The 24,405-nt window shown below is 52.5% G+C and carries 31 protein-coding genes and 1 pseudogene; 8 read left to right on the top strand and 24 right to left on the bottom strand.

The window, feature by feature from the left end:
• Position 1: 1 nt before the first annotated feature.
• From KVG95_RS21300 to KVG95_RS21345, 11 genes are all read right to left on the bottom strand, one after another.
• Positions 2-415, bottom strand: a complete 414-nt coding sequence (locus KVG95_RS21300) for a contractile injection system spike tip protein (protein WP_217857842.1) — start codon at positions 413-415, stop codon at positions 2-4.
• On the bottom strand, positions 412-831 hold the full coding sequence (locus KVG95_RS21305; RefSeq protein WP_217857843.1) for a GPW/gp25 family protein: 420 nt from the start codon (positions 829-831) through the stop codon (positions 412-414). The genes KVG95_RS21300 and KVG95_RS21305 overlap by 4 nt, the downstream gene beginning before the upstream one ends.
• 46 nt (positions 832-877) lie before the next feature.
• Complete coding sequence (locus KVG95_RS21310; RefSeq protein ID WP_217857844.1) at positions 878-2,479, bottom strand: phage baseplate assembly protein V; 1,602 nt, start codon at positions 2,477-2,479, stop codon at positions 878-880.
• A complete protein-coding gene (locus KVG95_RS21315) occupies positions 2,476-3,147 on the bottom strand; it encodes a CIS tube protein (protein WP_217857845.1) in 672 nt (223 codons plus the stop codon). The genes KVG95_RS21310 and KVG95_RS21315 overlap by 4 nt, the downstream gene beginning before the upstream one ends.
• A complete protein-coding gene (locus KVG95_RS30215) occupies positions 3,147-3,323 on the bottom strand; it encodes a DUF5908 family protein (protein WP_225923246.1) in 177 nt (58 codons plus the stop codon). Before KVG95_RS30215 ends, KVG95_RS21315 begins: the two co-directional genes overlap by 1 nt.
• The gene (locus tag KVG95_RS21320) at positions 3,320-3,790 is read right to left on the bottom strand and encodes a phage tail protein (RefSeq protein ID WP_217857846.1); all 471 of its coding nucleotides are present in this window, start codon (positions 3,788-3,790) and stop codon (positions 3,320-3,322) included. The genes KVG95_RS30215 and KVG95_RS21320 overlap by 4 nt, the downstream gene beginning before the upstream one ends.
• Positions 3,790-4,986 carry a phage tail sheath family protein gene (locus tag KVG95_RS21325; RefSeq protein WP_217857847.1) on the bottom strand — a complete coding sequence of 399 codons (1,197 nt, stop codon included), beginning with the start codon at positions 4,984-4,986 and terminating at the stop codon, positions 3,790-3,792. Before KVG95_RS21325 ends, KVG95_RS21320 begins: the two co-directional genes overlap by 1 nt.
• Before the next feature lie 111 nt (positions 4,987-5,097).
• Complete coding sequence (locus KVG95_RS21330; RefSeq protein ID WP_217857848.1) at positions 5,098-5,919, bottom strand: phage tail sheath family protein; 822 nt, start codon at positions 5,917-5,919, stop codon at positions 5,098-5,100.
• 494 nt (positions 5,920-6,413) lie between these two features.
• Positions 6,414-6,563, bottom strand: a complete 150-nt coding sequence (locus KVG95_RS21335) for a hypothetical protein (RefSeq protein ID WP_217857849.1) — start codon at positions 6,561-6,563, stop codon at positions 6,414-6,416.
• Entirely contained in the window at positions 6,560-7,498 is a 939-nt protein-coding gene (locus tag KVG95_RS21340; protein WP_217857850.1) for a phage tail sheath family protein, read from the bottom strand. The genes KVG95_RS21335 and KVG95_RS21340 overlap by 4 nt, the downstream gene beginning before the upstream one ends.
• Positions 7,499-7,569: 71 nt before the next feature.
• The gene (locus KVG95_RS21345; RefSeq protein WP_217857851.1) at positions 7,570-8,019 is read right to left on the bottom strand and encodes a phage tail protein; all 450 of its coding nucleotides are present in this window, start codon (positions 8,017-8,019) and stop codon (positions 7,570-7,572) included.
• A gap of 304 nt (positions 8,020-8,323) precedes the next feature.
• On the opposite strand from KVG95_RS21345, the gene KVG95_RS21350 reads away from it, so the two are divergent.
• The 7 genes from KVG95_RS21350 (at position 8,324) to KVG95_RS21375 (ending at position 12,425) form a co-directional block, all read left to right on the top strand.
• The gene (locus tag KVG95_RS21350) at positions 8,324-8,944 is read left to right on the top strand and encodes a winged helix-turn-helix domain-containing protein (protein ID WP_217857852.1); all 621 of its coding nucleotides are present in this window, start codon (positions 8,324-8,326) and stop codon (positions 8,942-8,944) included.
• Between the two features lie 234 nt (positions 8,945-9,178).
• The gene (locus KVG95_RS21355; RefSeq protein ID WP_217857853.1) at positions 9,179-9,496 is read left to right on the top strand and encodes a phage holin family protein; all 318 of its coding nucleotides are present in this window, start codon (positions 9,179-9,181) and stop codon (positions 9,494-9,496) included.
• 6 nt (positions 9,497-9,502) lie between these two features.
• Positions 9,503-9,970, top strand: a complete 468-nt coding sequence (locus KVG95_RS21360; RefSeq protein ID WP_217857854.1) for a lysozyme — start codon at positions 9,503-9,505, stop codon at positions 9,968-9,970.
• Positions 9,967-10,368 (top strand): DUF2570 family protein, encoded by a 402-nt coding sequence (locus KVG95_RS21365; protein WP_217857855.1) that lies wholly within the window; start codon positions 9,967-9,969, stop codon positions 10,366-10,368. Before KVG95_RS21360 ends, KVG95_RS21365 begins: the two co-directional genes overlap by 4 nt.
• Positions 10,262-10,510 carry an Rz1-like lysis system protein LysC gene (gene lysC, locus KVG95_RS30450; RefSeq protein WP_437180801.1) on the top strand — a complete coding sequence of 83 codons (249 nt, stop codon included), beginning with the start codon at positions 10,262-10,264 and terminating at the stop codon, positions 10,508-10,510. Before KVG95_RS21365 ends, lysC begins: the two co-directional genes overlap by 107 nt.
• A 205-nt stretch (positions 10,511-10,715) precedes the next feature.
• Positions 10,716-11,378, top strand: a complete 663-nt coding sequence (locus tag KVG95_RS21370; protein ID WP_217857856.1) for a hypothetical protein — start codon at positions 10,716-10,718, stop codon at positions 11,376-11,378.
• Between the two features lie 603 nt (positions 11,379-11,981).
• The gene (locus KVG95_RS21375; RefSeq protein ID WP_217857857.1) at positions 11,982-12,425 is read left to right on the top strand and encodes a putative adhesin; all 444 of its coding nucleotides are present in this window, start codon (positions 11,982-11,984) and stop codon (positions 12,423-12,425) included.
• 190 nt (positions 12,426-12,615) lie between these two features.
• On the opposite strand, the gene KVG95_RS21380 is transcribed toward KVG95_RS21375, so the two are convergent.
• The 10 genes from KVG95_RS21380 to KVG95_RS21420 all read right to left on the bottom strand — a co-directional run bounded on the left by KVG95_RS21380 (position 12,616) and on the right by KVG95_RS21420 (position 19,762).
• A complete protein-coding gene (locus KVG95_RS21380; RefSeq protein WP_217857858.1) occupies positions 12,616-12,810 on the bottom strand; it encodes a hypothetical protein in 195 nt (64 codons plus the stop codon).
• Between the two features lie 52 nt (positions 12,811-12,862).
• Entirely contained in the window at positions 12,863-13,024 is a 162-nt protein-coding gene (locus tag KVG95_RS21385; RefSeq protein ID WP_217857859.1) for a DUF2474 domain-containing protein, read from the bottom strand.
• Between the two features lie 15 nt (positions 13,025-13,039).
• A complete protein-coding gene (cydB, locus tag KVG95_RS21390; protein ID WP_217857860.1) occupies positions 13,040-14,047 on the bottom strand; it encodes a cytochrome d ubiquinol oxidase subunit II in 1,008 nt (335 codons plus the stop codon).
• 3 nt (positions 14,048-14,050) lie between these two features.
• Positions 14,051-15,490 (bottom strand): cytochrome ubiquinol oxidase subunit I, encoded by a 1,440-nt coding sequence (locus KVG95_RS21395; RefSeq protein WP_217857861.1) that lies wholly within the window; start codon positions 15,488-15,490, stop codon positions 14,051-14,053.
• Positions 15,491-15,756: 266 nt separating this feature from the next.
• On the bottom strand, positions 15,757-16,347 hold the full coding sequence (locus tag KVG95_RS21400; RefSeq protein WP_217857862.1) for a disulfide bond formation protein B: 591 nt from the start codon (positions 16,345-16,347) through the stop codon (positions 15,757-15,759).
• Between the two features lie 12 nt (positions 16,348-16,359).
• Positions 16,360-16,518: a DUF5993 family protein gene (locus tag KVG95_RS30220; protein ID WP_367616786.1), complete on the bottom strand. Its 159-nt coding sequence runs from the start codon at positions 16,516-16,518 to the stop codon at positions 16,360-16,362.
• Between the two features lie 142 nt (positions 16,519-16,660).
• The gene (locus KVG95_RS21405) at positions 16,661-16,879 is read right to left on the bottom strand and encodes an SLAC1 family transporter (protein WP_217857863.1); all 219 of its coding nucleotides are present in this window, start codon (positions 16,877-16,879) and stop codon (positions 16,661-16,663) included.
• Positions 16,880-17,455: 576 nt separating this feature from the next.
• Positions 17,456-17,698 carry a FeoB-associated Cys-rich membrane protein gene (locus tag KVG95_RS30225; RefSeq protein WP_217857864.1) on the bottom strand — a complete coding sequence of 81 codons (243 nt, stop codon included), beginning with the start codon at positions 17,696-17,698 and terminating at the stop codon, positions 17,456-17,458.
• Entirely contained in the window at positions 17,695-19,524 is a 1,830-nt protein-coding gene (gene feoB / locus KVG95_RS21415) for a ferrous iron transporter B (protein WP_217857865.1), read from the bottom strand. The genes KVG95_RS30225 and feoB overlap by 4 nt, the downstream gene beginning before the upstream one ends.
• A complete protein-coding gene (locus tag KVG95_RS21420; RefSeq protein WP_217857866.1) occupies positions 19,517-19,762 on the bottom strand; it encodes a FeoA family protein in 246 nt (81 codons plus the stop codon). The genes feoB and KVG95_RS21420 overlap by 8 nt, the downstream gene beginning before the upstream one ends.
• A 137-nt stretch (positions 19,763-19,899) precedes the next feature.
• On the opposite strand from KVG95_RS21420, the pseudogene KVG95_RS21425 reads away from it, so the two are divergent.
• Positions 19,900-20,038: pseudogene (locus KVG95_RS21425) on the top strand (patatin-like phospholipase family protein); the annotation flags it as partial.
• A 133-nt stretch (positions 20,039-20,171) separates the two neighbouring features.
• Here KVG95_RS21425 and KVG95_RS21430 read toward each other — a convergent pair.
• The 3 genes from KVG95_RS21430 to kdpC all read right to left on the bottom strand — a co-directional run bounded on the left by KVG95_RS21430 (position 20,172) and on the right by kdpC (position 24,275).
• Positions 20,172-20,870 (bottom strand): response regulator, encoded by a 699-nt coding sequence (locus KVG95_RS21430; RefSeq protein WP_217857867.1) that lies wholly within the window; start codon positions 20,868-20,870, stop codon positions 20,172-20,174.
• Positions 20,871-20,918: 48 nt separating this feature from the next.
• Entirely contained in the window at positions 20,919-23,570 is a 2,652-nt protein-coding gene (locus tag KVG95_RS21435; RefSeq protein ID WP_217857868.1) for a DUF4118 domain-containing protein, read from the bottom strand.
• Positions 23,571-23,729: 159 nt separating this feature from the next.
• Positions 23,730-24,275 (bottom strand): potassium-transporting ATPase subunit KdpC, encoded by a 546-nt coding sequence (gene kdpC / locus KVG95_RS21440; RefSeq protein WP_217857869.1) that lies wholly within the window; start codon positions 24,273-24,275, stop codon positions 23,730-23,732.
• Positions 24,276-24,405: the final 130 nt, after the last annotated feature.

A 24,405-nucleotide genomic window follows, 5' to 3' on the forward strand; every position in this document is an offset into this window, starting at 1 on the left:
CTTATCCAGCAGTAGCAAATGATTGTTTAGGGATAAAACGCCCTTTCCCCATACTGGGCGCAGGCACATCCGGCCCCTGATTAGTGCTGACTGCCAATTGCGTTGGGGTAAAGCGAGCAATAAATTGTTGTCCCTTTAATAGTAATGCTGCACCGCTTGCGCAACGACGTGCCTGTTGATCGCGGCCCAGTGCAGCGATAGTCAGCAACCCCATGCCTGGGCTATAACCGGGAATCTGATACTGCGCGAAAACCTGAACTTTTTTCTCATCCCCCAAAATGCACATTTTCTGTTGGTTAATACTGGCCTGACCGGAGCCACTGATAATGGCCGGCCCCGTCACCGTAACCTGGCGATTACCGAACATCGGATCAAACTGTAGTTGGTCCCCATTAACAATAATAATATCGCTCATACCACCCTCACACCCCTGCCATCAGCGATATCCAACTGCCCTTTGAACTGCTGAACAATATCGCTGCCGCGCAGTCGATAAATGACCTGTACCTGCAATAAACTTTGGTGTTGCGGGTTCTGTGCAACGCGTACGTTATCGAGAGCTGCCCGCGGCTCATAACGCAGAATCGCGTCACCAATGCATGTTTTTACCTGCGCCAATAGTTCTTCCCGAATATTGGAAAACATGTAGGTTTGCAAATCACAACCGTAGTCCGAACGCATAATGCGCTCCCCCGGCTGGGTACTGAAAAGAACATGCAAACTCTGATGAACACTCACTTGGCCTTCTGCCATTTTTACCTCACCCTGCGGGGTGAAATTGGGTGGAAATGCCCAGCCACGACCATAAACCTGCGTGAGATTATTATTCATTTTCACCTCCGATAATCGATTACCAAAAATCCTGGCGGCCGGTTAGTTAGTAAGATCCACTAAGATCCACTGCACCCTTGACTTGTACACCCTTCTTACCTTCAATATTAACTTCTTGCTTGGCATTCAACTTTAGGTTTTGCACCGAGATCGTTACATCCTGATCACTGACCAGCTGCATACCTTTATGCAGGGTCATAGCGTCGTTACTCACTTGCAGAGTGGCGCTGCCTTTCTGACTATCAAACATTAACTGATGTTTATTATCGCCTTGGCCGAACACCAAACCCTTTTGGTTGTTTTCTGTACTGGGCGGGAACGGCGGCAGATTCTTCGGGTTGTGCATTGCCCCGAGGATTACCGGATAACAAGGATCGTCGGCAAAGAACCCCACAACGACTTCATCCCCCTCTTCAGGGTAGAAGCACAACCCGCTCTCTTTACTGGCATAAGGTGCGGCAAACCGCGCCCAGAGTGGCGTTTTGTCTTGCAACGCAGGGACTTTGACCCGTAGTCGATTGAGCTTGGCCGGATCCTCTAGGTAGCTATCCACCACACCGACAAGTACACCTGTTACCTTGGGGACTACCCCTGCATCTACATCTAGCGACAGCGACTGGCCAATCTGCAACGTGGTGCGCCAGTGCTTCTTAGTGATGTCGTGCTGTACTCCTGTGATTAATGCTAAACCATCAAAAGAATGGCCGAATCCTGACAAAGCCAAGGTTTGGCCTAACTGGTATTTAGCGTCACCCTCTACTGTAAAACGTCCATGAATACTCGCAGCCTGCTGCGCCAACCAACGAGCATTTGCCAGTGCAACTTGTTCTTCAGTCGCCAGCGGCTGGCTATTGGCCAACGACCAGATGCTGCTGTTCAGCGCTACCAACTTCCTGGGATCCAGCGCTTCACGCCCGATCGACAGCGAAGCCGGTGTAGCGCTATGAGACATCGCCTGTGCCTGCAAATCCCAGGCGGAGACGGCCAATTGCTTGGGTTGCTCTTCACAGGAAAAATGCCACTCACCCTCCTCGACGCCCACCCCTTCTTTGCTGCCAATATTGAAGAGCGTGTGATCCGCTTGCCCGGCCAATGCAGGTTTCGTCACGCTGAAGCCATCGACGCCATCCAGTTCGGGTACCAGCCAAACACGGTTAGCACGCAAGCGGGTGACGATGAATTTCCAATCAGAACAACCAAACTGCACCATCTGCGGGTGAGTAGCGTCGACCCCCTCCAGCTTTTTGATATTGATACCTTGAGCCGAACACAACTCACGTAGAATTGCCTCTTCTTTGGTATCCATAAAAACCTGGCTACGTAAGGAAGCGGTCAATCGTTGTAGAGGGTGTTTAATCGTCAGCGTTAGTTCTGAACTACCTTTTTGCAGGCGCATCGACTGTTGCGTCAAAATACCGCGGAACAAAGTTGGGCCCGACTTGATACCTATGCGAAACTCACTACCCGGTCTGCAGAGTGATGCTTCCTTTTGTACTTCGCCCTGCAAGCGCGGCTTATCCGTACCTAACACCAGCCTGGCACTTGGAATCAGATTTACTTCTGCCTGGATGTCTACCCAGACTGGCTTGAGTAGGGATAATTGTTTCCCACCCACCCACAGCTCCAGCTTCGAAAGCGCCGTACTCATGATACCTCTCCCTGGTTCACCACCAATGTTCCCCCAGGCTGAGTGTCATCCAGATTATCCAGGCCATTGGTCACGGCCAAGGCCAGATAATCCACCGCGCTGGCAGCAGCAATCAGCGCCAACGGGCTGACATCTGGCACGGTGACTACATTCATTTCCGACGAGGGATTGAATGATAGTTGCTGTGCTTCCAGGCTTTCATCCGCCGTCAACGATAACGTCGCTTTAGCCCGTAGCGGAGTGGCATCACGATCAAATAGGGTGTAACCCACCACTAAATTGGCCATACGCCCGGCAAAATAACCATTGCCATTCCAACTCATCTTGCCCCATTTAACCTGCAAGAATCGGGGTTCGTTACCGGTGCTGTCTACTTCGCAGCACAACGAGCGCAACTTAGCCAGCTGATTGTCCAGTGATGCGTTATTCCCTGGCAAGCGAGCATCAAACAACAGCTCCAGACTCAACCGCCCCGGACGGGTCTTTCGGTAACTACTGATACTCACATCGGAGTTAATAAATGAGTTTTCAGTAAAGTCCGTGTAATAACTTAGCTGGATGCTTGCGGGGTTATACATCGCCTTGATTTCCCCTACTCTCCTTTTCATCTCCCTATCGCTAAAAGCAGTGATGGTGAGTTTTGCCAGTCCCACATCCAAGAGTCCCATTAGCGCCTCCCCTGCTCGCTGCGAAGTTTTTCCAGCACCGCTCGAGTGATTTCGGCCACCAATCGAGCCCGCTCCGGGTGCCCCAGCTGGGGTAAGGTTGCTACCAGTGGAGTTGTCGTGCTTTCAGGCGAGGTAACCCGGGCCTGGATCACTAATTCTCTGATTTCGATGGTCATGCTTTTACCCCCAACCAGTGCATATCCCGGTAACGTAGTTCCAGGGTATTGAGCAAAATACTATTGCTGTTGGCGTCCAGATTGCTGGTACTCCATTTCACCGGTAACGCTTTACTGATCGTCCAGCTACACACCGGTAATGAAAGGTGATTCATCAGCATCACAACAACATTGCAATAATTCACCGAGGCGCCACTGAGCACTGAATCAAAATTCAAGGTGAGAGGGCTAACCGCCATCACTCCCCGCTGTAGAACTAACGATCCGTGCTGAATATTTTCCGGCAGATAAAGGTTTCCGTTGTTGTCACCACCTTCGCGATAAGTGCTGACATTCAACTGGCGGCTCAAACCTGAAATCTGCTGAAAATAAATATCCACCGGACTGGGGATAATACCGCCAAAGAAAAAGGTCGCCATAAAGCGGTGCGATACAGAAGGCTCGAATAACTCGGACGCAATACTCATCAGAACACCCCTCTGTTCAACACCAAGGCCCCTTGCCCGGTATTACTCTCACTGGTGGTAAATTGCAGGTTGAGCTCAATAAACTCAGCAGGCGATAGCAGCGCCAGAGAAATACGCATGATCAATCGACCCGCGCTGACATCCTCATGAGTCATCGTCTCATCCAACCCCAACGCCAACTTGAATGCCTCGCTTTCCTGCTGACCAAATAATCCACCTTGTCGCCATAGTTCACGAAGCCAAGCCGTTGCCTGCCCCTTAAGCTTCAACCAGGTAATTTCATTATTCGGTTCAAACACTACAAAACGTGCAATTTCACTCAGGCTGGACTCAATATAAGAAACCAATCGGCGGCGTTGAATATAAATCCATGGAAAACTTTCCCCGGCGTTCGCATTACACAAAGTACGAGATCCCCATACCCGTACACCGCGGCCGGGAAAACTACGGATCACATTCAGCGAGGTGCCTGAACTATCAAACAACGACAAGCCCTCCTGATAGGGGTGAGTGGGTTTGACCACTTCAGTCAGTACCACGTTGGCAGGCGCAGTCCAAACACCATATTCCCGATCGGTTTGTTGAAATACCGCTGCGATCGCTGCCGAAGGTGGAACATTGACCCGTTGATTATCCTCTGCAATATATGAGGTCGTTAAGTGAGGCCAATAGGCTGCACCGGACATACACTGACGAGCATCCCATTTACTACTGGTATCCAGACACTTTTTCGCCTCGGTGACATTATCAGGGGTATCCAGTACGGCAAACAGGCCACGGCGGCGTTGGCAAATCTGCAGCAGAGCCTGCCAGCCTTGTGACCAGTTATCTGCCGCTGAGACGCCTTCACCCAACAACACCAAGTCCGGCATCGCCACCAGGGTAATCTGCGATTCAGCGACAATCAGCTGCGTCACGGTATCGGCCTTCAGAGCAGCCATCAGTTGTGAATTATCAATCACATCATAAGTGCCGAGACACAAGATAAAGCAGGCGCCGCCACCATTATCAAAATAATGTTGTAGCGAATAGTACAACGTCGCCTTTACAACTGGAGAAATACGGTTATCTGGCCCACCCAACTGCCGCTGATAGTCAGCCCAATCAGAAATGCAATAGAGCGTATTCGCCGTACCCTCTTTTCGCAATAACGATAAATACAGTACCGCCGTGGAGTTCCGATTCAGCTTGGCCAAATGGCATATCAGAGAACTGAACACCAGGAAAAATTCATCTCCGTCACAATCACACCATACATTGTGGAAAATAGCACCCGCAGGTGCTATTTCATTTCATAGAGATAAACTTTATTGGCCAACGTTCTGGGTAAACTGCAGAATAATGAACTCTGCCGGGCGTACCGCGGCCATACCGACTTTGACAATCATCTTGCCTTGCTTGATATCATCATCGCTCATGGTGACGTCTTTACCAATCTGAACAAAGTAAGCTTCGCTGGCTTTGCTACCAGACAACGCTCCCTGTTGCCACAAGCCATACAGATAGTGGTCAATTGCACTACGCACTGCTTCCCAGGTTGGCTGACTGTTTGGCTCAAACACCGCGAACTGCATGGCGCGTTTAACATCACGTTCGACACTGTTAAACAGACGACGCACAGGGACATAGCTGAACATCTCTTGTCCAGAGTACGAGCGCCCCAAATCAGCGTGCCTTTTCCGGTAAATTTGCCGGATGGCATTAATACCTTTATGGTCATTCATGGTGCCCTGATCGGCATCAGTGACTACCTTTTCCGGTGTCGCATTATTGAGCGCTACGTTGGCAGGCGCTTTCCATACACCTCGACTGGCATCTGTTCCAGCGTATGCACCGGCAACGGCGGCACTCGGTGGCAAAGTGATTGGTTTTGTCGGGACATTAGCCCACTCTGTATCAACCACAGTTTTGGCTGCTGCATATTCCTCGACCGAAGTGGTTTGCAGCTCGGCCAGGGTGCCAACATTCGGATAATCAGTCAGGACAGTGTCGGTGTCTGCCGGACGATCGATAGGCAAAGAAGTTACCAAGTCTGGATAATAGACGGCAATGTTTGCCGAAACGATTGAAGGGACCGTATTACCATCGACACTATCAGCAATCAGGAAGTAATCCACTTTCTTCTGCAACAGATCACTCCAGCGCAGTATAGATTTCCTGTTTTTTGCCATCTCCCAAGATCGCATCCGTTTCCGCACAGACCAGCAATGTAATTTCCTGCTGCTGTTCAATAAGGCTCGGCAGAGTGGCCAGGTTCTTACTGTATCAGCCGTCACCAGCGGCAATACATAGCATACGCCACCACCATTATTGAAATAGTTGTACCGCAAAAGAAACCATTAGTGACTGAAGCTTTGGCAACATAGGCATAGGGTAACTACGTCTTCCGACTTAGAAGATGTAGCCAGCGTTACCGTGACTGTCGGAGACAACGAAAATTGCGAGGTAAAATCCAACCAACTGGTGATTTTAATACAGCTTCCCGCCGCTGGTTGGCTACCGTTTGAACCCGTAAAAACGTGTAAAGAGGAATGTGGTCGCTGGGCTGTTGTTAACGACAACGAAGATCTTCTTGATAAAACACCGGGCGTAAATTGGGTACAGAAGGCATAATTATTTCAAATCAACGAATTGATTGGCAGCCCTGATAGCCGCCATTATTTGTCAGGCTTGCCCGACCGACTGGCTGAACTGCAGAATGATAAACTCTGCCGGCACTGCGGCCATACAATTCGACAATCATCTTGCCCTGCTTGATATCGTCATCGGTCATATCACGCCTTCGCCAATCTGAATGAAATAGGCCTCATCCCGTTTGGTTCCCGCCAAACCACCTTGTTGCCACAGGCTATACAGATAGTTATTGATAGCGCCACGTACCCGCTCCCAGGTAGGCTGGCTATTAGGCTCGAACATGGCGAAGCTCATGGCGTTTTTAATATCTCGCTCCACGCTGTTAAATAGACGTCGCACCGGGACATAACGCCAGCTATCAGTGTCCTCAAGAGTACGAGCGCCCCATACCGTGGTACCAGTATTAGGAAACTCGCGAATCATATTGATCGCTTTACCGGTGTTATAGGTAGCCTGCAAATCATCAGTTACTTTGTACTTTGGTTTAACACCGCCTTGCAGCACCACATTAGCCGGGGCTTTCCATACTCCACGACTGCGATCAACTGAGCAGTAAGCGCCCGCAATTGCGGCGCTGGGGGGAATGGAAATCATAGCCCAATCAGCAGTCAAATAAGGGTAATAAACTGCGGCATAAGGATTCGGAGAATAAATGTCTCCGGATGTGCCATCAGAACTTAGCTCGCCAAGTGGACCATCCAAAATGGCAAACAACCCGCTACCTATCTTACATAGATCACCAAGATACTTCCCAATATCCTCGCCGGCCGCTACCAACAATGTAGCATCATTCAGTTGCGACACCGCTTGAACAAAATTATCTGTACTGACGATATAGCAAGGACCTCCACCATTATCAAAATAACTTTTTATGGAAATATGAAGGTATTTTCTCGAATCAAAGGTTTTCACACAGGAAATAAAATCCAGCCATGAGCTTATCTTATTCGTCCCGCTTAACACCCCTTTATTACAGGCAAATACCGGCACCGCCGTTGAACCACTTGATACCGACAGTGACAACTCAGCATCTTCTTTAATATACACACCAGGGTAGTTTGTTACATCCACCATAACACCATCCTTTTAACAATCATCTGCATTTAAGTGCCAGGCTACCCCTGACACATTAATGCCCTGCTTAATCAGTGGAATTCAACGGTAACCCGATCAGCTTTCAGGCTCATTTCCTGCACCGCCACCTCATTACTGGTAGCGTCAAAGCTCGGGGCAGTGAGTTTTTCCGGGAAAGCATTGGAAATATTCCAGGTAATCAACAGATTTGAACCTGTTTCGTCGGTCAGGCTTATGGAAATATCTTTCTTTTCGACCTGATTAAGAGAGATAGAGTTAATCCAATCATACAACTTCGATTGCCCCTTGAAGACACCACGCTTCAGGGTAATTGTTGGTCTATGGCGCTGACCCGGCATTTGCAACCAGTTACCGCCACCATCACGATACTCAATAGTGTCGTGGCTAATATCCAAACCCGAGACGCTTTGGAAACACATTTTTTCATCGCCAACGCTAACAGCAAAACGATAGGTTGGAATCGGGTATTGAACAGCAATTTGATCGGTGGTTGTAGACATCGTTACTTCCTTTAAAGAGTGAGTGCTTTTACAACGAACAAGACAGTTACCTCTGCCTCCCGAGAAAAACAATGCTCCTCCCCCACCAAAAACAACAGTGACAAATCAATAATAATCCTTAGTTAACACTCCGAAGGATTAGAAAACAAAAATCATCAATATTAACCAATAAAACTAACTTTTTAAACTTGATAATTTTCTTGCATAATTGCGAGAATCATATAAATTTTCAATGAGTCTAGGCTATCCAAGCCAGGCCTACTCATGGCGGATGCATAAACACCAAGCAGAGAGGGACTATGCAATGTTAAGATTGACGAAAGATGTTTCTTTAGACACCGACTTAAACAAAATCTCCAATGGAGAAAATATCTTTCCGATCACCGAGAAAGAAAAACAATTGCTATTAGCATTATGGGAGCATGCACAAGAAGGAAACGTACTAAGTCGTGAACAACTGATTCCCCTCGTCTGGCCTGAGCGCAAAAATGGCGTCGAGGAAAGCAACCTGTTGCAACTGATCTGCAAGCTACGCCGGACATTACGCTACTGTGAATTAGGTGAAGCCATACATACTGTGTATCGACAAGGTTATCGTTTTATTCTTCCTCCTGATGACGATGAGCAAATCAAACCAGATGATCGTTCGTCCGAAGAGACTGAATTACCACCTCCGCGCATAATCGAAAAGAAACCCAAGCGATACTCGATTGGTCGTACTGGCATTCTCCTCATGCTGAGCTTCTGCGCTATATACGCCTACCGGCTGTTTATCTCTTTCACAGAAGCGCCTCTTCTTGTCGAATTGCAGCAACTTCCTGTCGATAGTGTTGAAAGCGTTTACGTCACCAGAACGATAAATGGATATGACTTATGCTTTAAAAAAGAGGACAACACTGACGGACATATGACTTTTAGTTTCTAACTCTATAGATGTCGATCGAGAAAAATCACGTTAACATTGAGTAAACTATGCTGCACGTGTGGCACCTACAGACCGTACTCCACTTAAGATGGGGCATAGTTGACTCATCGCCCTAACCGGCACCTCATCCCCCTTCAAAATCAATAAAACTAATAATTACATACTGTATATAAATTGCCATCACACACACACACCCTCTACATTTTTCCAAGTCAACACTATAGAGGTGACGAAATGCTTTCCGTACTTAATGACATCGGAATTATCTGCGCTGGATTATTTGCCATTTCCATGTGGAGCGGCATTGTGGCCTATATCATTCACATCCGGGAAACCCATGAACAAGGATCATGGATCCTCCTTTTTTCTCAAGTCTTTGTTTCGTGCTTTACAGGATTTCTGGGTGGACTGTTAGCATTAGATAACAATCTATCCATTCCCATTACTTTTAGTATTGCGGGAATTTCCGGCACCTTGGGCATTACCTTGTTAAAAGCCCTGCAAAAAAGACTGCTGTCCGTTATTCAACGTTATACGCCAAGGGAGTCATAAGCCATAATGACTTACACATTATCTAAACGTGGCCTGTCTGCTATCAAAACCTCTGAAGGCTGTAAGCTCAGCGCCTACCAGGACGGCGCCGGGATCTGGACCATTGGCTATGGCACAACAGGAAAGGTAGATGGCCAACCTATTGGTCGTGGATTGGTCATTGATGAAAACTGCGCAGAACGCCTATTGAGAACATCACTGTTAACCTTTGAGAAAGATGTTAACCGGCTAATTAAGCTCGATGGATTAACCCAGAATCAATATGACGCCTTGGTATCCCTTATCTATAACATCGGTACCACTAACTTCAGCCAGTCAACACTGTTGAGGGAGCTGAATATGGGAAATGTTATGCGAGCCGCAGAACAATTTTTAGTCTGGTGCAAACTGACCGACGCGAAGACTAAACAAAAAATCACCTCTGCGGGTCTACTGAACCGCCGACGGCTGGAACGCGAGCTGTTTTTGCTATGAGCTGGCTACTACGAAACTGGTCCTGCGCCCTGCTGGGTGCGGGGGCCATCGTCATTGGGGGGCTATGGTTGCAGTTACGCTGCGCGCAGGCAGATACCCGCACTCTTCAACTAGAAAAGCATCAACTGACTGAACAGCGTGATGCAGCACAAGCACAGCTCGGGCATCAGATGAAAACCATGCGTTTTTTTAATCAAATTACTCAGGCAACAGAAGATGCTAAACAGCAACGCCAACAACACAGTGAACAGGTACAAACCATTATTAAAACGGTACTGGTTAAAGAGTCCTGTGCTGGGGAGCCTGTCCCTGCTGCTGTTGTTGAGCGGTTGCGCCAGCACGCCGAACAAATCCGCTCCTCTTCCTCCAGTTCCGATACCCGCCAGCCTGCTGGTTGAATGCTATGGACCCACCATCCCTTCAACCATGACCTATGGTGATAGCCTGATACTCAATGAACAACTACTCAATGCACTGGAGCGTTGTAATCATCAGGTACGGGGAGTTCGACGGTTGGAAGCCTATCGTTCGTCTCCCTGAAAAAGTCTAGTTCAACAATAGACCATGTAGCCTACGACTTAATCGCCCTAAGAATATCTTTCATCCGGCCTGGAATTTTCTGAACCTCAAGCAGCGAGAACATAAAAAATCCGTGCCCTCCCCTAATGCGGCAGAAACTGAAACAAGAGCTATACCATCAACGTTTCCATTACGTACTCAATCAATTTTGTAGAGGCTTTGTAAAATGTACAGCGCCAAACACACTACGAAACAGCACCCTATTAAAACACAATCTTCGGATAAAGATGATCCAGAAGAATGGGTGGATGATTTTCTATTTCGCTACCGAGAGGAAACAAGCAAGGAAAATGGATACTTATTCAACGAAAAAATGACGAAATTTGTAAATACCAAACTTAGACTAATAGAAACGTTGCGAAACTCTAAAAAAATGGAAAGCACTTCCGAGCAAATCAAACAAACAATAGAGAGCCACATTGATGACCTGTTGACAATCATCCCTGGGGGAATCATTGACGGAATGGTTTCAATTGAAAATAAAGGTGATATTTTAAAGAAAAGCCCATACAAAACACTTTTCATTGACAATGGGTCATATTTTATCGATTCAAATTCTCTAGCGGATGGTTGGTTTTGTTTTGTTATTTTGACCAGTCGCCCTTGGGAGGTTAGGCTGGGAGAGCGTAAAGATGGCGGACATACAGCTATTTCCATAGGTGCCGCAGTTTATTATGCTGGAGAGATAGAGTTTACAAATGGAAAACTTATCTCATGGAACAATTCAAGTGGCCATTATACGCCGCCTGAAAATCTCCACAAGCAAGTCCAACAACTTACAATTGGCCACCTTTTTCCGGAAGAAAAATTTAAAGATCACAGTGAATAGTTTGGCGGGAGGCTCTGTACGAAAACTCTTGAAAGACCGAAATAGGTAAAAGCGCAGGTTACCACATTGTTCGGCTCAAACACCTGCGCGCTCAGGGTGCTCTTAATATCGCGCTCGGCCATGCTGAACAGGCTACGCACCGGAACATAGCGCCACTCCTCACTGTTCACTGCCAAGGTCCGGGCGCCATGTACCACGATCGGATAACTAGCGAATTAGGCCCCGAAAACAAAGTAACTGCAGCACTTCTAGCGGTAGGTGTACTTAATGGAGCGGATACCAGAAAATAGAGTCTCGAGAATAACAAGAACACCTAAAAAGTCAAATACCTGCAAGAATATTTGTATAGTCGCCTGTTATCCATCTGCCTTTATTGAAAAAAAAATATAAACAGCGATAAAATCACCCGATCAAGTATAACTATCCAACTTATAAACACCTCACAGTAAACACAAGCATTTCGTCAACCTCTGCAATATGCTCTTCAGCTTTCAATATCAGTTTCTCGATTACTGCCAAGAGTTGTTTCTGAGCAGATATACTTTCTGGCTCTTACCAGCATTTGATTAACTCATCAGCACTCACAGTCAAGGAGCTCCAGCAATGAAACAGCCTGCACAAGGTGCAACTCCACTCGGGGAGCACTTCTATCTTTATCAAAAACAACCAGGTAATCCTAGTAAAAAACTTATCATAACGAGCCACGGAGCCTATGTGCCCGGCATGCATACTCGTGTCCCGTCCAATACCTCACTGGATTTTTATGGTCCAGACGGCAAGACCCTAGAAGATCCGGGTTTGAGTAGTATCATGCGTAACGAGGTTACGCCCTTTGAACATCAAAAACCCGACAATCCAGTACGTAATTACTTGCTTTCCAAATATAGCAAGGATTCATATTTCTCCATCAGCTATAGCGTCAAGCTAGAGGGCATAGACGTACTGACTATTCGAAGTCGTAAGACACCCGCACTACTGCTGGAGAACAGTACCCTTTCATTACAGAACGCCCTTGCCGAGTTGGCAAAAAAGAGGTATCCATTATGAAGAAGTACACTGTGTTTTCTGTCGCAACTTCCTGCTCCATCCGATGCCAGAAACCTATGTCGCTCCAATAGCGTTGGAACAGCTACCTATGCAGGTCGCACACACGTCGCGACAGTGGCCAATGAGTATTTCAACCGCGACCAAAAGCCCCGCTACGCTCCATAGACCTCATTATCCTCGCAGCCTTTTATCAATCCGTTTTGCCTTGCCGAGCGACGAGGGTACCGAAAAACCGCGCATCACCCGCGAAAGCAAGACCCACAGCGAGATTCTGGGGGAGTTCGATCACTATGATTATTCCGACCGTGTCATCCAACGCGGTCAGCATCTGCCCAAACAGACGCTGGAACGCCAGCGCCACGACTCCCAGTTGGTCCGAAGGCATTAATGATCTGCCTGCTGCTGGTCAATGATTGCATCCAACATCAGGCAGTTTGTCAGTGCGACCTCATCCCCGCCGCCTGCATGAACAATCGAATCAGCATGGCGAACACACCCAGCGCCGCCACGCTACCCACGTATATCATCACCATCCAGCCCAGCCGCTGCCACAGAGGTGGCTTGTACTCGGCCGACTCAACAATCCTCTTACTATCCATTGGAGCACTCCTCTACTAGTGGTAACCATCTTCGTGGGTGACCTTGCCGCGGAACACGTAGTAGCTCCAGAAGGTATAACCCAGGATGAACGGAATGATGAATAAGGCGCCGACCAGGAGGAAGCCCTGGCTTTGCGGTGGTGAAGCGGCGTCCCAGATCGAGATCGACGGCGGTACGATGTTCGGCCACAGGCTGATCCCCAGACCGCTGTAGCCGAGAAAAATCAGTACCAGAGTCAACAGGAACGGCGTGTAGTGCGCGTTACGCGCCACCGCGCGAATCAGACCGTAAAGGGTCACCAGCACCAGGAGAGGCACTGGCAGGAACCAGAACAGGTTTGGCAAGGTGAACCAACGTGCAGCGATCTCGGGATGGGTCATTGGAGTCCAGATACTGACGATACCGATCACCGCCAGCAGCACCAACGCCAGCGGTCGCGCCAGGTTGTGCATCTGCTCCTGCAACTTGCCTTCGGTTTTCATGATTAGCCAGGTGCAGCCGAGTAGCGCATACGCAACGATCAGCGCCACGCCGCAGAACAGGCTGAACGGGGTCAACCAATCCAGCCCACCGCCAGCGTACTGGCGGTTGACCACTTGTATGCCATCAATAAACGCACCCAGTGCCACGCCCTGGAAGAACGTGGCGACCAGCGAACCGCCAATGAAGGCCTTGTCCCAGATGTGCCGCTTGGCATCCTTGGCTTTGAAGCGGAACTCGAACGCCACACCGCGAAAGATCAGCCCGATCAGCATCAGAATCAGCGGTAGGTACAACGCCGAGAGCACCACCGAATAGGCCAGTGGAAACGCACCGAACAACGCTGCGCCGCCCAATACCAGCCAGGTTTCGTTACCGTCCCAGACTGGCGCGACGGTGTTCATCATTACGTCGCGATCACTTTTGCCCTTGATGAACGGGAATAGAATCCCTATTCCCAGGTCGAAGCCATCCATGACCACGTACATCATGATGCCGAAGATGATGATCACGGCCCAGATCAGCGGAAGATCAATACCCATGATTCAAATCTCCTTGTTCAGGCTGTGGCTGTATTCGCCTTCACCGTTGTCGTCGGCTGCGGACAGCGGACGGGCCGGGGTGCGTTGCTGGCCAGGACCACCGTGGCTCGGTTCGGCACCTTCGTTGGTTTTCGGCCCTTTGCGCACCAGGCGCATCATGTAGCCCAGGCCGACGCTGAACAGCGAGAAATAGACCACGACAAACAGCGCCAGGGTGATGCTCATCTGCGTGACGCTGTGCCCGGAGGACGCATCCGCCGTGCGCATCAAGCCGTACACCACCCACGGCTGACGGCCGATTTCAGTGGTGAACCAGCCGGCGAGGATTGCGATCAGACCGGACGGCCCCATCCACAACGCCAGGTACAGGAACGCACGGTTCGAATACAGCGTGCCTCGCTTGCGCAACCACAGGCTCCATAATCCGGTGAGGATCATCAGCATGCCGAGGCCGGCCATGACCCGGAACGACCAGAAAATGATGGTCGAGTTGGGGCGATCTTCAGGCGCGAACGATTTCAACGCCGACACCTGTTTGTCCAGGCTATGGGTCAGGATCAGGCTGCCCAGGTACGGAATTTCCACCGCAAAGCGGGTCTTCTCGGCTTTCATGTCCGGCAGGCCGAACAGAATCAGCGGGGTCGGTTCGTTGCCATGGTTTTCCCAGTGGCCTTCGATCGCGGCAATTTTTGCCGGCTGATGCTTGAGGGTATTGAGGCCATGGAAGTCACCGATAACAGCCTGAATCGGCGCCACGATCAAAGCCATCCACATGGCCATCGACAACATGGTGCGGATCGCAGGATTGTCCTTGCCCCGCAGCAAGTGCCAGGCCGCCGAAGAACCGACAAAGAACGCCGTGGCAACGAACGCCGCCGTGGCCATGTGCATCAGGCGGTACGGGAACGACGGGTTGAAGATCACCGCCAGCCAGTCCACCGGAATCATCTGGCCGTTAACGATTTCGAAGCCCTGAGGGGTCTGCATCCAGCTGTTGGAGGCAAGAATCCAGAAGGTCGATATCAGCGTTCCAAGAGACACCATAATGGTAGAAAAAAAGTGCAGGCCGCGCCCAACCCGATTCCAGCCGAACAGCATCACGCCCAAAAACCCCGCCTCAAGGAAGAAGGCGGTGAGTACTTCATAGGTGAGCAGAGTACCGGTAATGGGGCCAGCGAAGTCCGAGAAGCGGCTCCAGTTGGTGCCGAACTGATAGGCCATGACCAAACCGGACACCACACCCATGCCGAAGTTGACGGCAAAGATTTTCGACCAGAAATGGTACAGATCCCGATAGGTATCGTTGCGGGTCTTTAACCAAAGGCCCTCAAGTACCGCCAGGTAACCGGCCAAACCGAGTGTGATAGCTGGGAATATAATATGGAACGAGATCGTAAATGCGAACTGCATTCGTGCCAGGTCTAAAGCTTGCAAATTAAACATAACTGCCCTCTCAGGTGCGGGTAAATCATGACCGGAACGGCGTTTTTCATGGTAGTTGTTGCGTCCTATACGACCGACTTACCTTCTCTGTCGGGAATGGAGTGCAGGATCGTGGCCGACAAGCTCGAACTTTCTTTTAATCAATAGCAGGCCATTGAGCAAACTTCAGTCATCATGACTGAAGTGCAAAGGATGAGTTATTGGAGTACAGCGAACCTGTGAGGTCATTCCCTCACAGGCCGAAGGAAAATTACATCTAAACGGCACTAGTTCGTTAGTAGTTGATAAACCACAGGATCAGCCTCGCACTCACCGGCACCACACTCCAGCACTGTAGACACCAGGTTTGCAGCTATCAGGAAAATGAATACGGCAATGGCCAATTTTCCAAGAACGTGCATCTGTTGCTGTATTGGCGATGGCCGCTCCCAGGTCTTAAGCATTAGAAGCCCTGAGATGAATATAATAGCGGCGAGGGCAGACACGACGGCCCATGTATAGAAGTGCAGGCCAAAAAGTGCCAACCCATAACCCGCATCTCCCGGCATGATATGTAAAAACATCTGACGCGAGGCAATGGCCCCGGTGAGCAGACTCCCCAATAACGCAACACCGTAATGCGCACTGCGTATACCGAAGCGCACATTCATTAAAAAGCCAAAGCCTACGGTAATCATGCCCACCCGTTGCAGAAGGCACAACGGACACGGTAGTTCATGCTCCACCAACTGATAGTAGAAAGCGATTACCAGTGACGCGCTTATACCAAGAAGACCAATGATATTCAGGACATCGCCAATATTGAGCTGGAGCGTATTTTTTTCAGTCGAGGACTGCATACTGTAGTTACTCGCCATGGGAAATTCCTTTTAGAACGATAGGGTGAATGGGTCTGTCGAGTGATAGTCAAACCATGCAACAGAGACAATCAATAGCAGAAGCCATAGACTGAACCCCACTCGCTTCTTCCCCAAAAACAGAGCAACAGCACTCATCAAAGCAATTAAGAATGGCAAAAACATATACATTATGGACCTTCCTTTTTAAAAAGCGATATAACGCTGTTTTGATTCAAGGCCAACTAACTAGCCTACGCCAGGGTGTATCCAAAAATCTGTTTGATCTCATCAAAAACATAATCCACCGAGCCGTATACAAACACTAAAGTGCTCAAAACAGAACGATGTTCAACATCCAATGCCCTTCAGCAATGGATTGCAGGCCTGGAATCGCTAACGGAAGTTGAGCCAACGCCAATGCAAGGATGCTGGTGCCCATGGTGACAGCAAACCCGTTCAGCATGAATTGGCGAATCACGTCCTGTGGTCGGCTCAATTGGCCAAGAGGTTTGGTTCCCGCGTTTATAGCGGTGAGATCTCTAAGCGCCATGGCAATGTTCCTGATGTCTGTCTGTGTGAATGATCGTGTGTACAGTCTAGGTCATTTCCTTATCGGTTTTTCACCGTATTATCGTCATGCCTTATCGATTTTACCGATAATGATTTTTTTGCACGGTGACGTTTCTCCCGCAAACGTGACGCTCACGCCGAAACGCTTGCGTGTGCAACCATATGTGCACCAAGCGTTGTCGGCAGCCTGTGAGGAAACTGCAGTAGTAATGGGGCACACTTAGGTTGCTGATGTGCCTCAGGCGGGCTCGGTTACGAGGTTTCTCGGCACACGACATCACCCGCAGCCAAGGTCGCAGCTGTTCGGGGGTAAACATCGAGATTTTGTGTGCAAGTCACGACATCGATTTTGCCCGAGCAGGCTTTGAGCGGCGAGAGACTGACTGGCCAATGGTACTGGCAAACTGGTCATGCTGGATTGTTACAAGGCAGTGATTGCGCTGCTTTACCTGACTTATTTATGAGAGCAAACCCGGGAGTTCAGGCGCTTGGCCGCAGCATCAATTCAACGGGGAGAGGATTTCATCAGTGAGCTGTTTGAGAGCGATGCATCGGATTACTTATCAACAGCGCGCATGGTTGGGGAACAGCAACCATTCGACTCAACTTTTTGAGCTGTTGTGTGGGTCACCGTTCGCACCGGAATGCGTTGGGCTGGTTTGCAACCCGAGGAGCAAGAGCCACAACCGCTGTCGCAACCTCCAGTTCTGGACGGCGCCAAGCGTCGCCACAGGCTAACCACGGCGACAACTAGCAGAATAGCGATCACGCCGTATTGAGCCAAGAATCCCATTGTCATAACGCTGCCTCAGTTACTCGATAGGCCAGGAACGCAAGGGCATAGGCGACGGCGAACATGTAGCTAAACGCCAAAGCGACCTGCCCCCAACTGGCGGTCTCCTTTCGGATCACGGCAAGGGTCGACATACATTGCGGGGCGAAGGCGAACCACACCATCAGAGATAACGCGCTGGCCAGCGGCACTTGAGCTGCCAGGGTATGGCTAAGCGAAGTGATATCGTCGGCGTTCGCCACCGAGTACACCGTGGCCAAGGTGGCGACGGCAGTCTCGCGGGCGGCGAAAGCCGGAATTAACGCCAGAGTGATTTGCCAGTTGAAGCCCAATGGCGCGAACAGGTGCTGAAGCGCTTTACCCAGGTATCCGGCCAAACTGTAATCAATAGCGGGGTCGGTGGCACCCACTGGCGGGTTCGGAAAGTTCGAGATGAACCACATGATAACGGTGAGTGCGAGAATGACTCCCGTCAGCTTTTTAAGAAATAGGTAGCCGCGTTCCCAAAGCTTCAATACGAGGTCACGCGCGCGGGGGAGCCGGTAGGCCGGTAGTTCCATCATCAGCATAGGTTGCTGCATGGCCGTAGGTCGGAGGTGTTTGCAAACCCACCCCACCGCCATTGCCCCAACGATGCCCAAGATATACAGGCCGAGCAGCACGAGCCCCTGAAGTCCGAACAACCCTGCGATACGGATGTCTGGAATAACAGCTCCGATCAAAAGCGCGTATACCGGCAGCCGCGCCGAACAGGTCATCAGCGGTGCTACCAATATAGTGGTTAGCCGATCATACCGATCGCTAATGCTGCGTGCACCGATGATGCCGGGAATAGCGCAAGCAAAACTCGACAGTAATGGAATGAACGAACGGCCGGTCAACCCGACGGCACGCATCGGTCTGTCTAGAATGAATGCCGCGCGCGGTAGGTAGCCAGACTCTTCCAGTACGAAGATGAAAAAGAACAGTATCAGGATCTCGGGCATGAATCCGAGCACAGTTCCCAGCCCGCTGATCATGCCGTCACAAATCAGCCCGCGCAATGGGCCATCAGGCAGATAGGTGGCCACGAAGGTAGCCAGTGCGCCGAAACAGTCGCCGATCCAGTCCGTGACAGGCTTGCCGATTAGATAGACTCCCTGGAACACCAGAAACATGATCGTGATCAGTGCCAACGGCCCTGTCACGGGGTGAATTAACCAGCGATCAATCGCATCAACGCGATCGTCAGATAGTTGAAGAGTTTTCATACTCACGTCCAGGACTTCACGGACGCGCGCGTGTAAATCAGCACTCTTCATGGGGGCCAGCGCGGGCTTGATGTCATCGCAATTATCAATGGCATTCAGCAACTGTCCGGCGCCGTCGCGGCGAATCGCGACCGTTTCTATAACCGGCATCCCAAGCTCCGCCGACAGCCTGGCAAGATCGACGCGGATTCCTCGGCGCCGAGCCGCATCGGCCATGTTCAACACCAATACCGCCGGTAGCCCCAGGCCTTGCAACTCCAGCACGAAGCGCAGATGCAAGCGTAAGTTTGTGGCATCGACGACACATAGCAGCAGTTCGGGGCGTTCTTCTCCAGGATATTGACCCTGTAATACATTCAAGGTGACCTGTTCGTCTTGGCTTACGCAGGCCAGGCTATAGGTACCCGGCAGATCCAGTACTCGGAATGTGCGCCCGGTGGCCGTGCGAGCAATTCCTTCCTTGCGCTCGACGGTAGCGCCAGCGTAATTGGCAACCTTTTGCCTGGCTCCTGTTAGAAGATTGAACAGCGCCGTCTTTCCACAATTCGGATTACCAACTAAGGCCAAACGTAAGTCAGACATTCAGGCACACTTCGACCAGGATCATTTTTGCCTCATCGCGGCGCAGTGCAAAGCGACTACCACCCACTTGGATCAGCACAGGGTCGCCTCCCCAAAGTGCTCGCGCCACCACCGTCACGAGTTCACCGGGAACGAAACCGATATCCTGCAAGCGCTGACTAAGCGGATCAATTTCGCCAGATCCTTCCACATGGGTTACACAAGCTTTCTGGCGGTTAGGTAGATCACACAAACGCATAGTGACGCCCGATAGTGATGATAATGATTGCGGTTTACAGCATCAATATCTCAGTCAGAGCAGTTACAAGCAAATGACAAAATCTTCATCTTTAGGTTGTTTGTACCCCATCGATGCAGCGATACGTTGGTGCAATCCATCTGCCGGATATCTTGATCAACGTGCCCAAGCGGGTGTCTGTTTTTCGAGTTCTACAAGGCGCCGGAGCTGATCGCGCTGGGGCGCGAGATTGCGAGGGATACGCTGGATCGGTATGAGAATGAGCGTGAGCCCTGACAATTTCCGGGGTGAATGACAGGGCCCCATCGCGAGCAAGCTCGCTCCCACAGGGGACAGTGGTGTATCGACAAACGCATATCATTGTGGGAGCGAGCTTGCTCGCGATGGGGCCGGATCATCCAGCACAAAACTAAAGGCTGCCCTCACTCAACAACCGATATCCCACTCCCGCCTCGGTGACGATGAACCGTGGCTGAGTCGGATCATCCGCCAGTTTCTGCCGCAGGTGCCCGACCACTATTCGCAGGTAGTGGCTGTCCTCGGTGTGCGTCGGGCCCCAGATGTCCTTGAGCAATTGCTGCTGGGTGATGACCCGTCCCGGATGCCGCGCCAGTTGCGCCAGTACCGCATATTCCTTGCGCGTCAGCGCCACTTCGGCGCCGTCCAAGAGTACCCGGCGATAAGCCAGGTTCATGGTGAGCGGACCGAAACTGAGTACCGCTTCCTGGGCCTCACCGGTCGGCGCCTGACGCAGCAACGCGCGCACTCGGGCCAGAAATTCCTGGATGCCGAACGGCTTGGTCACGTAGTCGTTGGCGCCGCCATCCAGGGCTTGGACTTTCTGCCCTTCGCTGGCGCGCACCGAGAGCACCAGTACCGGCACCGTCGACCACTCGCGAAACTCGCGCAGCACCTGCTGACCGTCCATGTCCGGCAGGCCGAGGTCGAGCACCAGCAGGTCGGGTTTGCTTAACGTGGCCTGGGCCAGGCCTTCCGTGGCGGTGCCGGCCTCCAGCACTTTGTAGCCTTGGGAAACGAGGCTGATGCGCAGGAATTTGCGGATCTGCGGTTCGTCGTCGATGACCAAAATGGTCGCGGTCTGGCTCATGAGTTCATATCAACACAAAGAGGTGGCAAGAGAGTAATGCAGGCGAGATCAGGCTTCACTGTCCAATCCCGGCTGAGTCTGCAACGGCAGGTGCAGCGTGATGCAGGTGCCGCGCCCTTCGATGCCGTCGGCGACGCTGATCCGCCCGCCATGGGCACCGACCATGCCCTGACAGATCGCCAGCCCCAGCCCGGTGCCCTGCCCGCCACGATCGCCGCGTGCGGCGGTGTAGAACATGTCGAAGATCTTCGTCCGTTCCTCCTCGGGAATGCCCGGCCCCTCGTCACTCACGGAAAAAAACAGCTCGCTGTCATTGATCCCGGCACTCAGTTGCAAGCGGCCATGGGCCGGCGAAAAGCGCGCGGCGTTTTCCAGCACGTTGACCAGCGCCTGCTCGATCAACGCGGCATGTACATAAAGCAACGGCAGTTCGGCCGGCACTTCGGTAATGACTTGCAACGACGCCAGCACCGCGCGCAAACGATTGAGCGAACTGCCGACAATGTCTGCCGGCGACACCCAATCGCGCGCCAGCTTCAGGGCGCCGTGGCCGAGGCGAGTCATGTCCAGCAGGTTTTGAATGTAACGATCCAGCCGTTCGGCTTCATCGCGCGTGCCTTCGAGCAGTTCGCGGCGGTCCTCCAAGGGGATCGCCTCGCCAAGCGCCAGCAGGCTGTCGATGCTGCCGCGCATGGAGGTCAGCGGCGTGCGTAAATCGTGGGACACCGAGGCCAGCAGCGCACTGCGCAGTTGCTCGGTTTCACCATGCAAGCGTGCCGCCTCAAGGTCATCGGCCAGTTGTGCGCGGGCCAACGCCTGGGCCAGCGGTTGGCTCAGTGCGGTCAGCAAACGCCGACGCTGGCCGCTTAAGGTCTGACCTTCCTTGGCACATACGCCGAGCAGTGCCAGCGGCCCGTCGTCCACCGACAACGGCCACCACCACCAGCGCCCGAACGGCAAGGTGCCGGTGCCCGCGCCGGCCGGTTGGTCGTGTTGCCAGGCCCAATCGGCGGCGGCGCGCTCGGTTTCGGAGAACTCCAGCGGCCCGCCGGTTTCAACTTTCCAGCCGCTCTGGCCATCGCGATTGAGCAGGCACAGTTTCAGGTCGGTCCAGTCATTGAGGTGCTGGGCCGCGGCACTGACCACGGCCTGACGGTCGGTGGCGGCGGTGAGTTTGCGCGACAGGTCGAGCAGTTCGCCGGTTTCCTCCTGAGTGTCGCGCAAGGCTTGCAACTGTCGCCGTTGTCGCGCCGCCAGGTTGCCGGTGAGGGCCGCCATCAGCAGGAAGAACAGCAAGGTCAGCACGTCTTCTTCACGCTGGATGCTGAAGGAGAAATTCGGCGGAATGAACAGAAAGTCATAGGTCAGAAACGACAGCGCCGCGCAGGCCAGCGCCGGGCCGAGGCTGCTGCGCACCGCCACCAGCAACACCGCCGCGAGGAACACCAGCGAGATGTTCGGCAGCGGCAAGATACTCGACACCGCCCAGGCCAGGGCACTGGCGAGCACCGTCGCCACCAATGCCAACGCGTAGTCGAACCAGACCAGCGACTGCGCCGAGCGTTGGCGCGGCTGACGCTGTTCTTCGTCACTGTCGAGCACGTTGATTTCCAGCCCGCGGGCATCGCGCAGCAAACGTGAGGCCAGACCGCCGCCGAACAACCGTCGACGCAAACGCAGGCGCGATTGGCCCACCAGCACCAGGCTGGCGCGTCGTTCAGCGGCGTGCTGGATCAACGTTTTCGCCACCTCACCGGCGCGCAGCAACACCACTTCACCACCGAGGCGTTCGGCCAGTTGCTGAGCGCTTTGCAGGCGCAGGCGCGATTGCTCGTCGCGCACACGACCGTTGTCCACATGCACCAGGCTCCACGGCAGATGCCGGCGCTGGGCGACGCGACTGGCGTGACGCACCAGACGCTCGGCCTGAGCATCGCCATCGACCCCCACCAGCAAACGACCGCGCACGGCCGGTGCGGCCTGCCCCAACTGGCGATACCCCTGGGCCAGATCGTTATCCACCTGAGCGGCTGCAGTTTGCATAGCCAGTTCGCGCAGGGCGGTGAGGTTGGTCTGGGTGAAGAATGCATCGATGGCCGCCCGCGCCTGCTCCGGCACGTAGACTTTGCCGTCGCGCAGACGCTCCAGCAACTCGCGCGGCGGCAGGTCGATCAGCAGCAACTCGTAGGCTTCTTGCAACACCCAGTCCGGCAGGGTTTCGCGCACCTGTACGCCGGTGATGCCGCGCACCTGATCGTTGAGACTTTCCAGATGCTGGACGTTGACCGTGGTGAACACATCGATGCCGGCGGCCAGCAATTCCTGAATGTCTTGCCAGCGTTTGGTGTGACGACTGCCGGGGGCATTGCTGTGGGCCAGTTCGTCCACCAGCACCAGTTTCGGTTTGGCTTTGATCAGACCGTCGAGGTCCATTTCTTCGAGCATCACGCCGCGGTATTCCGAGCGCACCAACGGCTGCTGCGGCAAGCCAGCCAGTAGCGCTTCGGTTTCGGCGCGGCCGTGGGTTTCGACCACGCCGGCGATGACTTTCACACCTTGGCGCAATTGAGTGTGGGCGGCCTGGAGCATGGCGTAGGTCTTGCCCACTCCCGGCGCGGCACCGAGGAATACCTTGAGGCGGCCACGGCCATCGCGGGGCAGGCCTGCTAACAGCGCGTCGGCGCGGCCGGAGTCACTCATGCTTGAAGTTCTCTCTCATTTCTGATGTTGATGCAGTGACTGTCAGGGCCTCTTCGCGGGCAAGCCCGCTCCCACAGGGATCGATGGTGGTCACAAATTTTGTATCCATCCTCGCCTCCTGTGGGAGCGGGCTTGCCCGCGATTGGCGGCGCCATCGATTTACAGTTTTTCCAGCGCCATATTCAGCGCCAACACATTCACCACCGGCGGCCCCACCAACGGCTGCTCGATGTGCGCGTCCAGCAGTTGCTCAAGCGTAGACACCGGCAGATTGCGCGCCGCCGCGACACGCGCCAGTTGATAGGCAATCGCGGCCGGTGGCAAGTGCGGATCGAGGCCGCTGCCGGAGGTGGTCAGCATGGCCAACGGCACCGGACCTTGGCCAGGTATCAGCAGTTTATTGGCCTCATCGATAACCCGGGTGGCCAACGCCGGATTGCTTGGCGAGAAGTTGCTGGCGCTGCTCGACACGGTGGCAAAGGCACCGGCCGATGGCCGTGGGTGGAACCAGGCATCGCCGACGAAATCCTGGGCGATCAGCGACGAGCCGCGGACCTTGCCGTCGGCGTCGCGCACCAGGCTGCCGTTGGCCTGATCCGGGAAGGCGACGTGGGCGACGCCGGTGACCACCAAGGGGTAAGCGACGCCGGTGATCAGGGTCATCAGGACCAGCAGGCTCAGGGCCGGACGTATCAGTGTGGACATTTCAAAATCCTCGAATTCAGTGGAGACACACATCACCTGTGGCGAGGGAGCTTGCTCCCGCTCGGCTGCGCAGCAGTCGTAAACCCGGCAAATGCAGTGTGCCTGAATACATACGGTGGACTGGTTTGGG

This window comes from Pseudomonas farris (assembly GCF_019145235.1).
In the GTDB taxonomy this organism is placed as follows: Bacteria; Pseudomonadota; Gammaproteobacteria; order Pseudomonadales; family Pseudomonadaceae; genus Aquipseudomonas; species Aquipseudomonas farris.

Coding starts and splice junctions, on each gene's coding strand:
- KVG95_RS21300 (WP_217857842.1), bottom strand. CDS start 415: ATGAGCGATATTATTATTGTTAATGGGGACCAACTACAGTTTGATCCG.
- KVG95_RS21305 (WP_217857843.1), bottom strand. CDS start 831: ATGAATAATAATCTCACGCAGGTTTATGGTCGTGGCTGGGCATTTCCA.
- KVG95_RS21310 (WP_217857844.1), bottom strand. CDS start 2,479: ATGAGTACGGCGCTTTCGAAGCTGGAGCTGTGGGTGGGTGGGAAACAA.
- KVG95_RS21315 (WP_217857845.1), bottom strand. CDS start 3,147: ATGGGACTCTTGGATGTGGGACTGGCAAAACTCACCATCACTGCTTTT.
- KVG95_RS30215 (WP_225923246.1), bottom strand. CDS start 3,323: ATGACCATCGAAATCAGAGAATTAGTGATCCAGGCCCGGGTTACCTCG.
- KVG95_RS21320 (WP_217857846.1), bottom strand. CDS start 3,790: ATGAGTATTGCGTCCGAGTTATTCGAGCCTTCTGTATCGCACCGCTTT.
- KVG95_RS21335 (WP_217857849.1), bottom strand. CDS start 6,563: ATGACCGATGACGATATCAAGCAGGGCAAGATGATTGTCGAATTGTAT.
- KVG95_RS21340 (WP_217857850.1), bottom strand. CDS start 7,498: ATGGTGGATGTAACAAACTACCCTGGTGTGTATATTAAAGAAGATGCT.
- KVG95_RS21345 (WP_217857851.1), bottom strand. CDS start 8,019: ATGTCTACAACCACCGATCAAATTGCTGTTCAATACCCGATTCCAACC.
- KVG95_RS21350 (WP_217857852.1), top strand. CDS start 8,324: ATGTTAAGATTGACGAAAGATGTTTCTTTAGACACCGACTTAAACAAA.
- KVG95_RS21355 (WP_217857853.1), top strand. CDS start 9,179: ATGCTTTCCGTACTTAATGACATCGGAATTATCTGCGCTGGATTATTT.
- KVG95_RS21360 (WP_217857854.1), top strand. CDS start 9,503: ATGACTTACACATTATCTAAACGTGGCCTGTCTGCTATCAAAACCTCT.
- KVG95_RS21365 (WP_217857855.1), top strand. CDS start 9,967: ATGAGCTGGCTACTACGAAACTGGTCCTGCGCCCTGCTGGGTGCGGGG.
- KVG95_RS21370 (WP_217857856.1), top strand. CDS start 10,716: ATGTACAGCGCCAAACACACTACGAAACAGCACCCTATTAAAACACAA.
- KVG95_RS21375 (WP_217857857.1), top strand. CDS start 11,982: ATGAAACAGCCTGCACAAGGTGCAACTCCACTCGGGGAGCACTTCTAT.
- KVG95_RS21380 (WP_217857858.1), bottom strand. CDS start 12,810: ATGCCTTCGGACCAACTGGGAGTCGTGGCGCTGGCGTTCCAGCGTCTG.
- KVG95_RS21385 (WP_217857859.1), bottom strand. CDS start 13,024: ATGGATAGTAAGAGGATTGTTGAGTCGGCCGAGTACAAGCCACCTCTG.
- cydB (WP_217857860.1), bottom strand. CDS start 14,047: ATGGGTATTGATCTTCCGCTGATCTGGGCCGTGATCATCATCTTCGGC.
- KVG95_RS21395 (WP_217857861.1), bottom strand. CDS start 15,490: ATGTTTAATTTGCAAGCTTTAGACCTGGCACGAATGCAGTTCGCATTT.
- KVG95_RS21400 (WP_217857862.1), bottom strand. CDS start 16,347: ATGGCGAGTAACTACAGTATGCAGTCCTCGACTGAAAAAAATACGCTC.
- KVG95_RS30220 (WP_367616786.1), bottom strand. CDS start 16,518: ATGTATATGTTTTTGCCATTCTTAATTGCTTTGATGAGTGCTGTTGCT.
- KVG95_RS21405 (WP_217857863.1), bottom strand. CDS start 16,879: ATGGCGCTTAGAGATCTCACCGCTATAAACGCGGGAACCAAACCTCTT.
- KVG95_RS30225 (WP_217857864.1), bottom strand. CDS start 17,698: ATGACAATGGGATTCTTGGCTCAATACGGCGTGATCGCTATTCTGCTA.
- feoB (WP_217857865.1), bottom strand. CDS start 19,524: ATGTCTGACTTACGTTTGGCCTTAGTTGGTAATCCGAATTGTGGAAAG.
- KVG95_RS21420 (WP_217857866.1), bottom strand. CDS start 19,762: ATGCGTTTGTGTGATCTACCTAACCGCCAGAAAGCTTGTGTAACCCAT.
- KVG95_RS21430 (WP_217857867.1), bottom strand. CDS start 20,870: ATGAGCCAGACCGCGACCATTTTGGTCATCGACGACGAACCGCAGATC.
- KVG95_RS21435 (WP_217857868.1), bottom strand. CDS start 23,570: ATGAGTGACTCCGGCCGCGCCGACGCGCTGTTAGCAGGCCTGCCCCGC.
- kdpC (WP_217857869.1), bottom strand. CDS start 24,275: ATGTCCACACTGATACGTCCGGCCCTGAGCCTGCTGGTCCTGATGACC.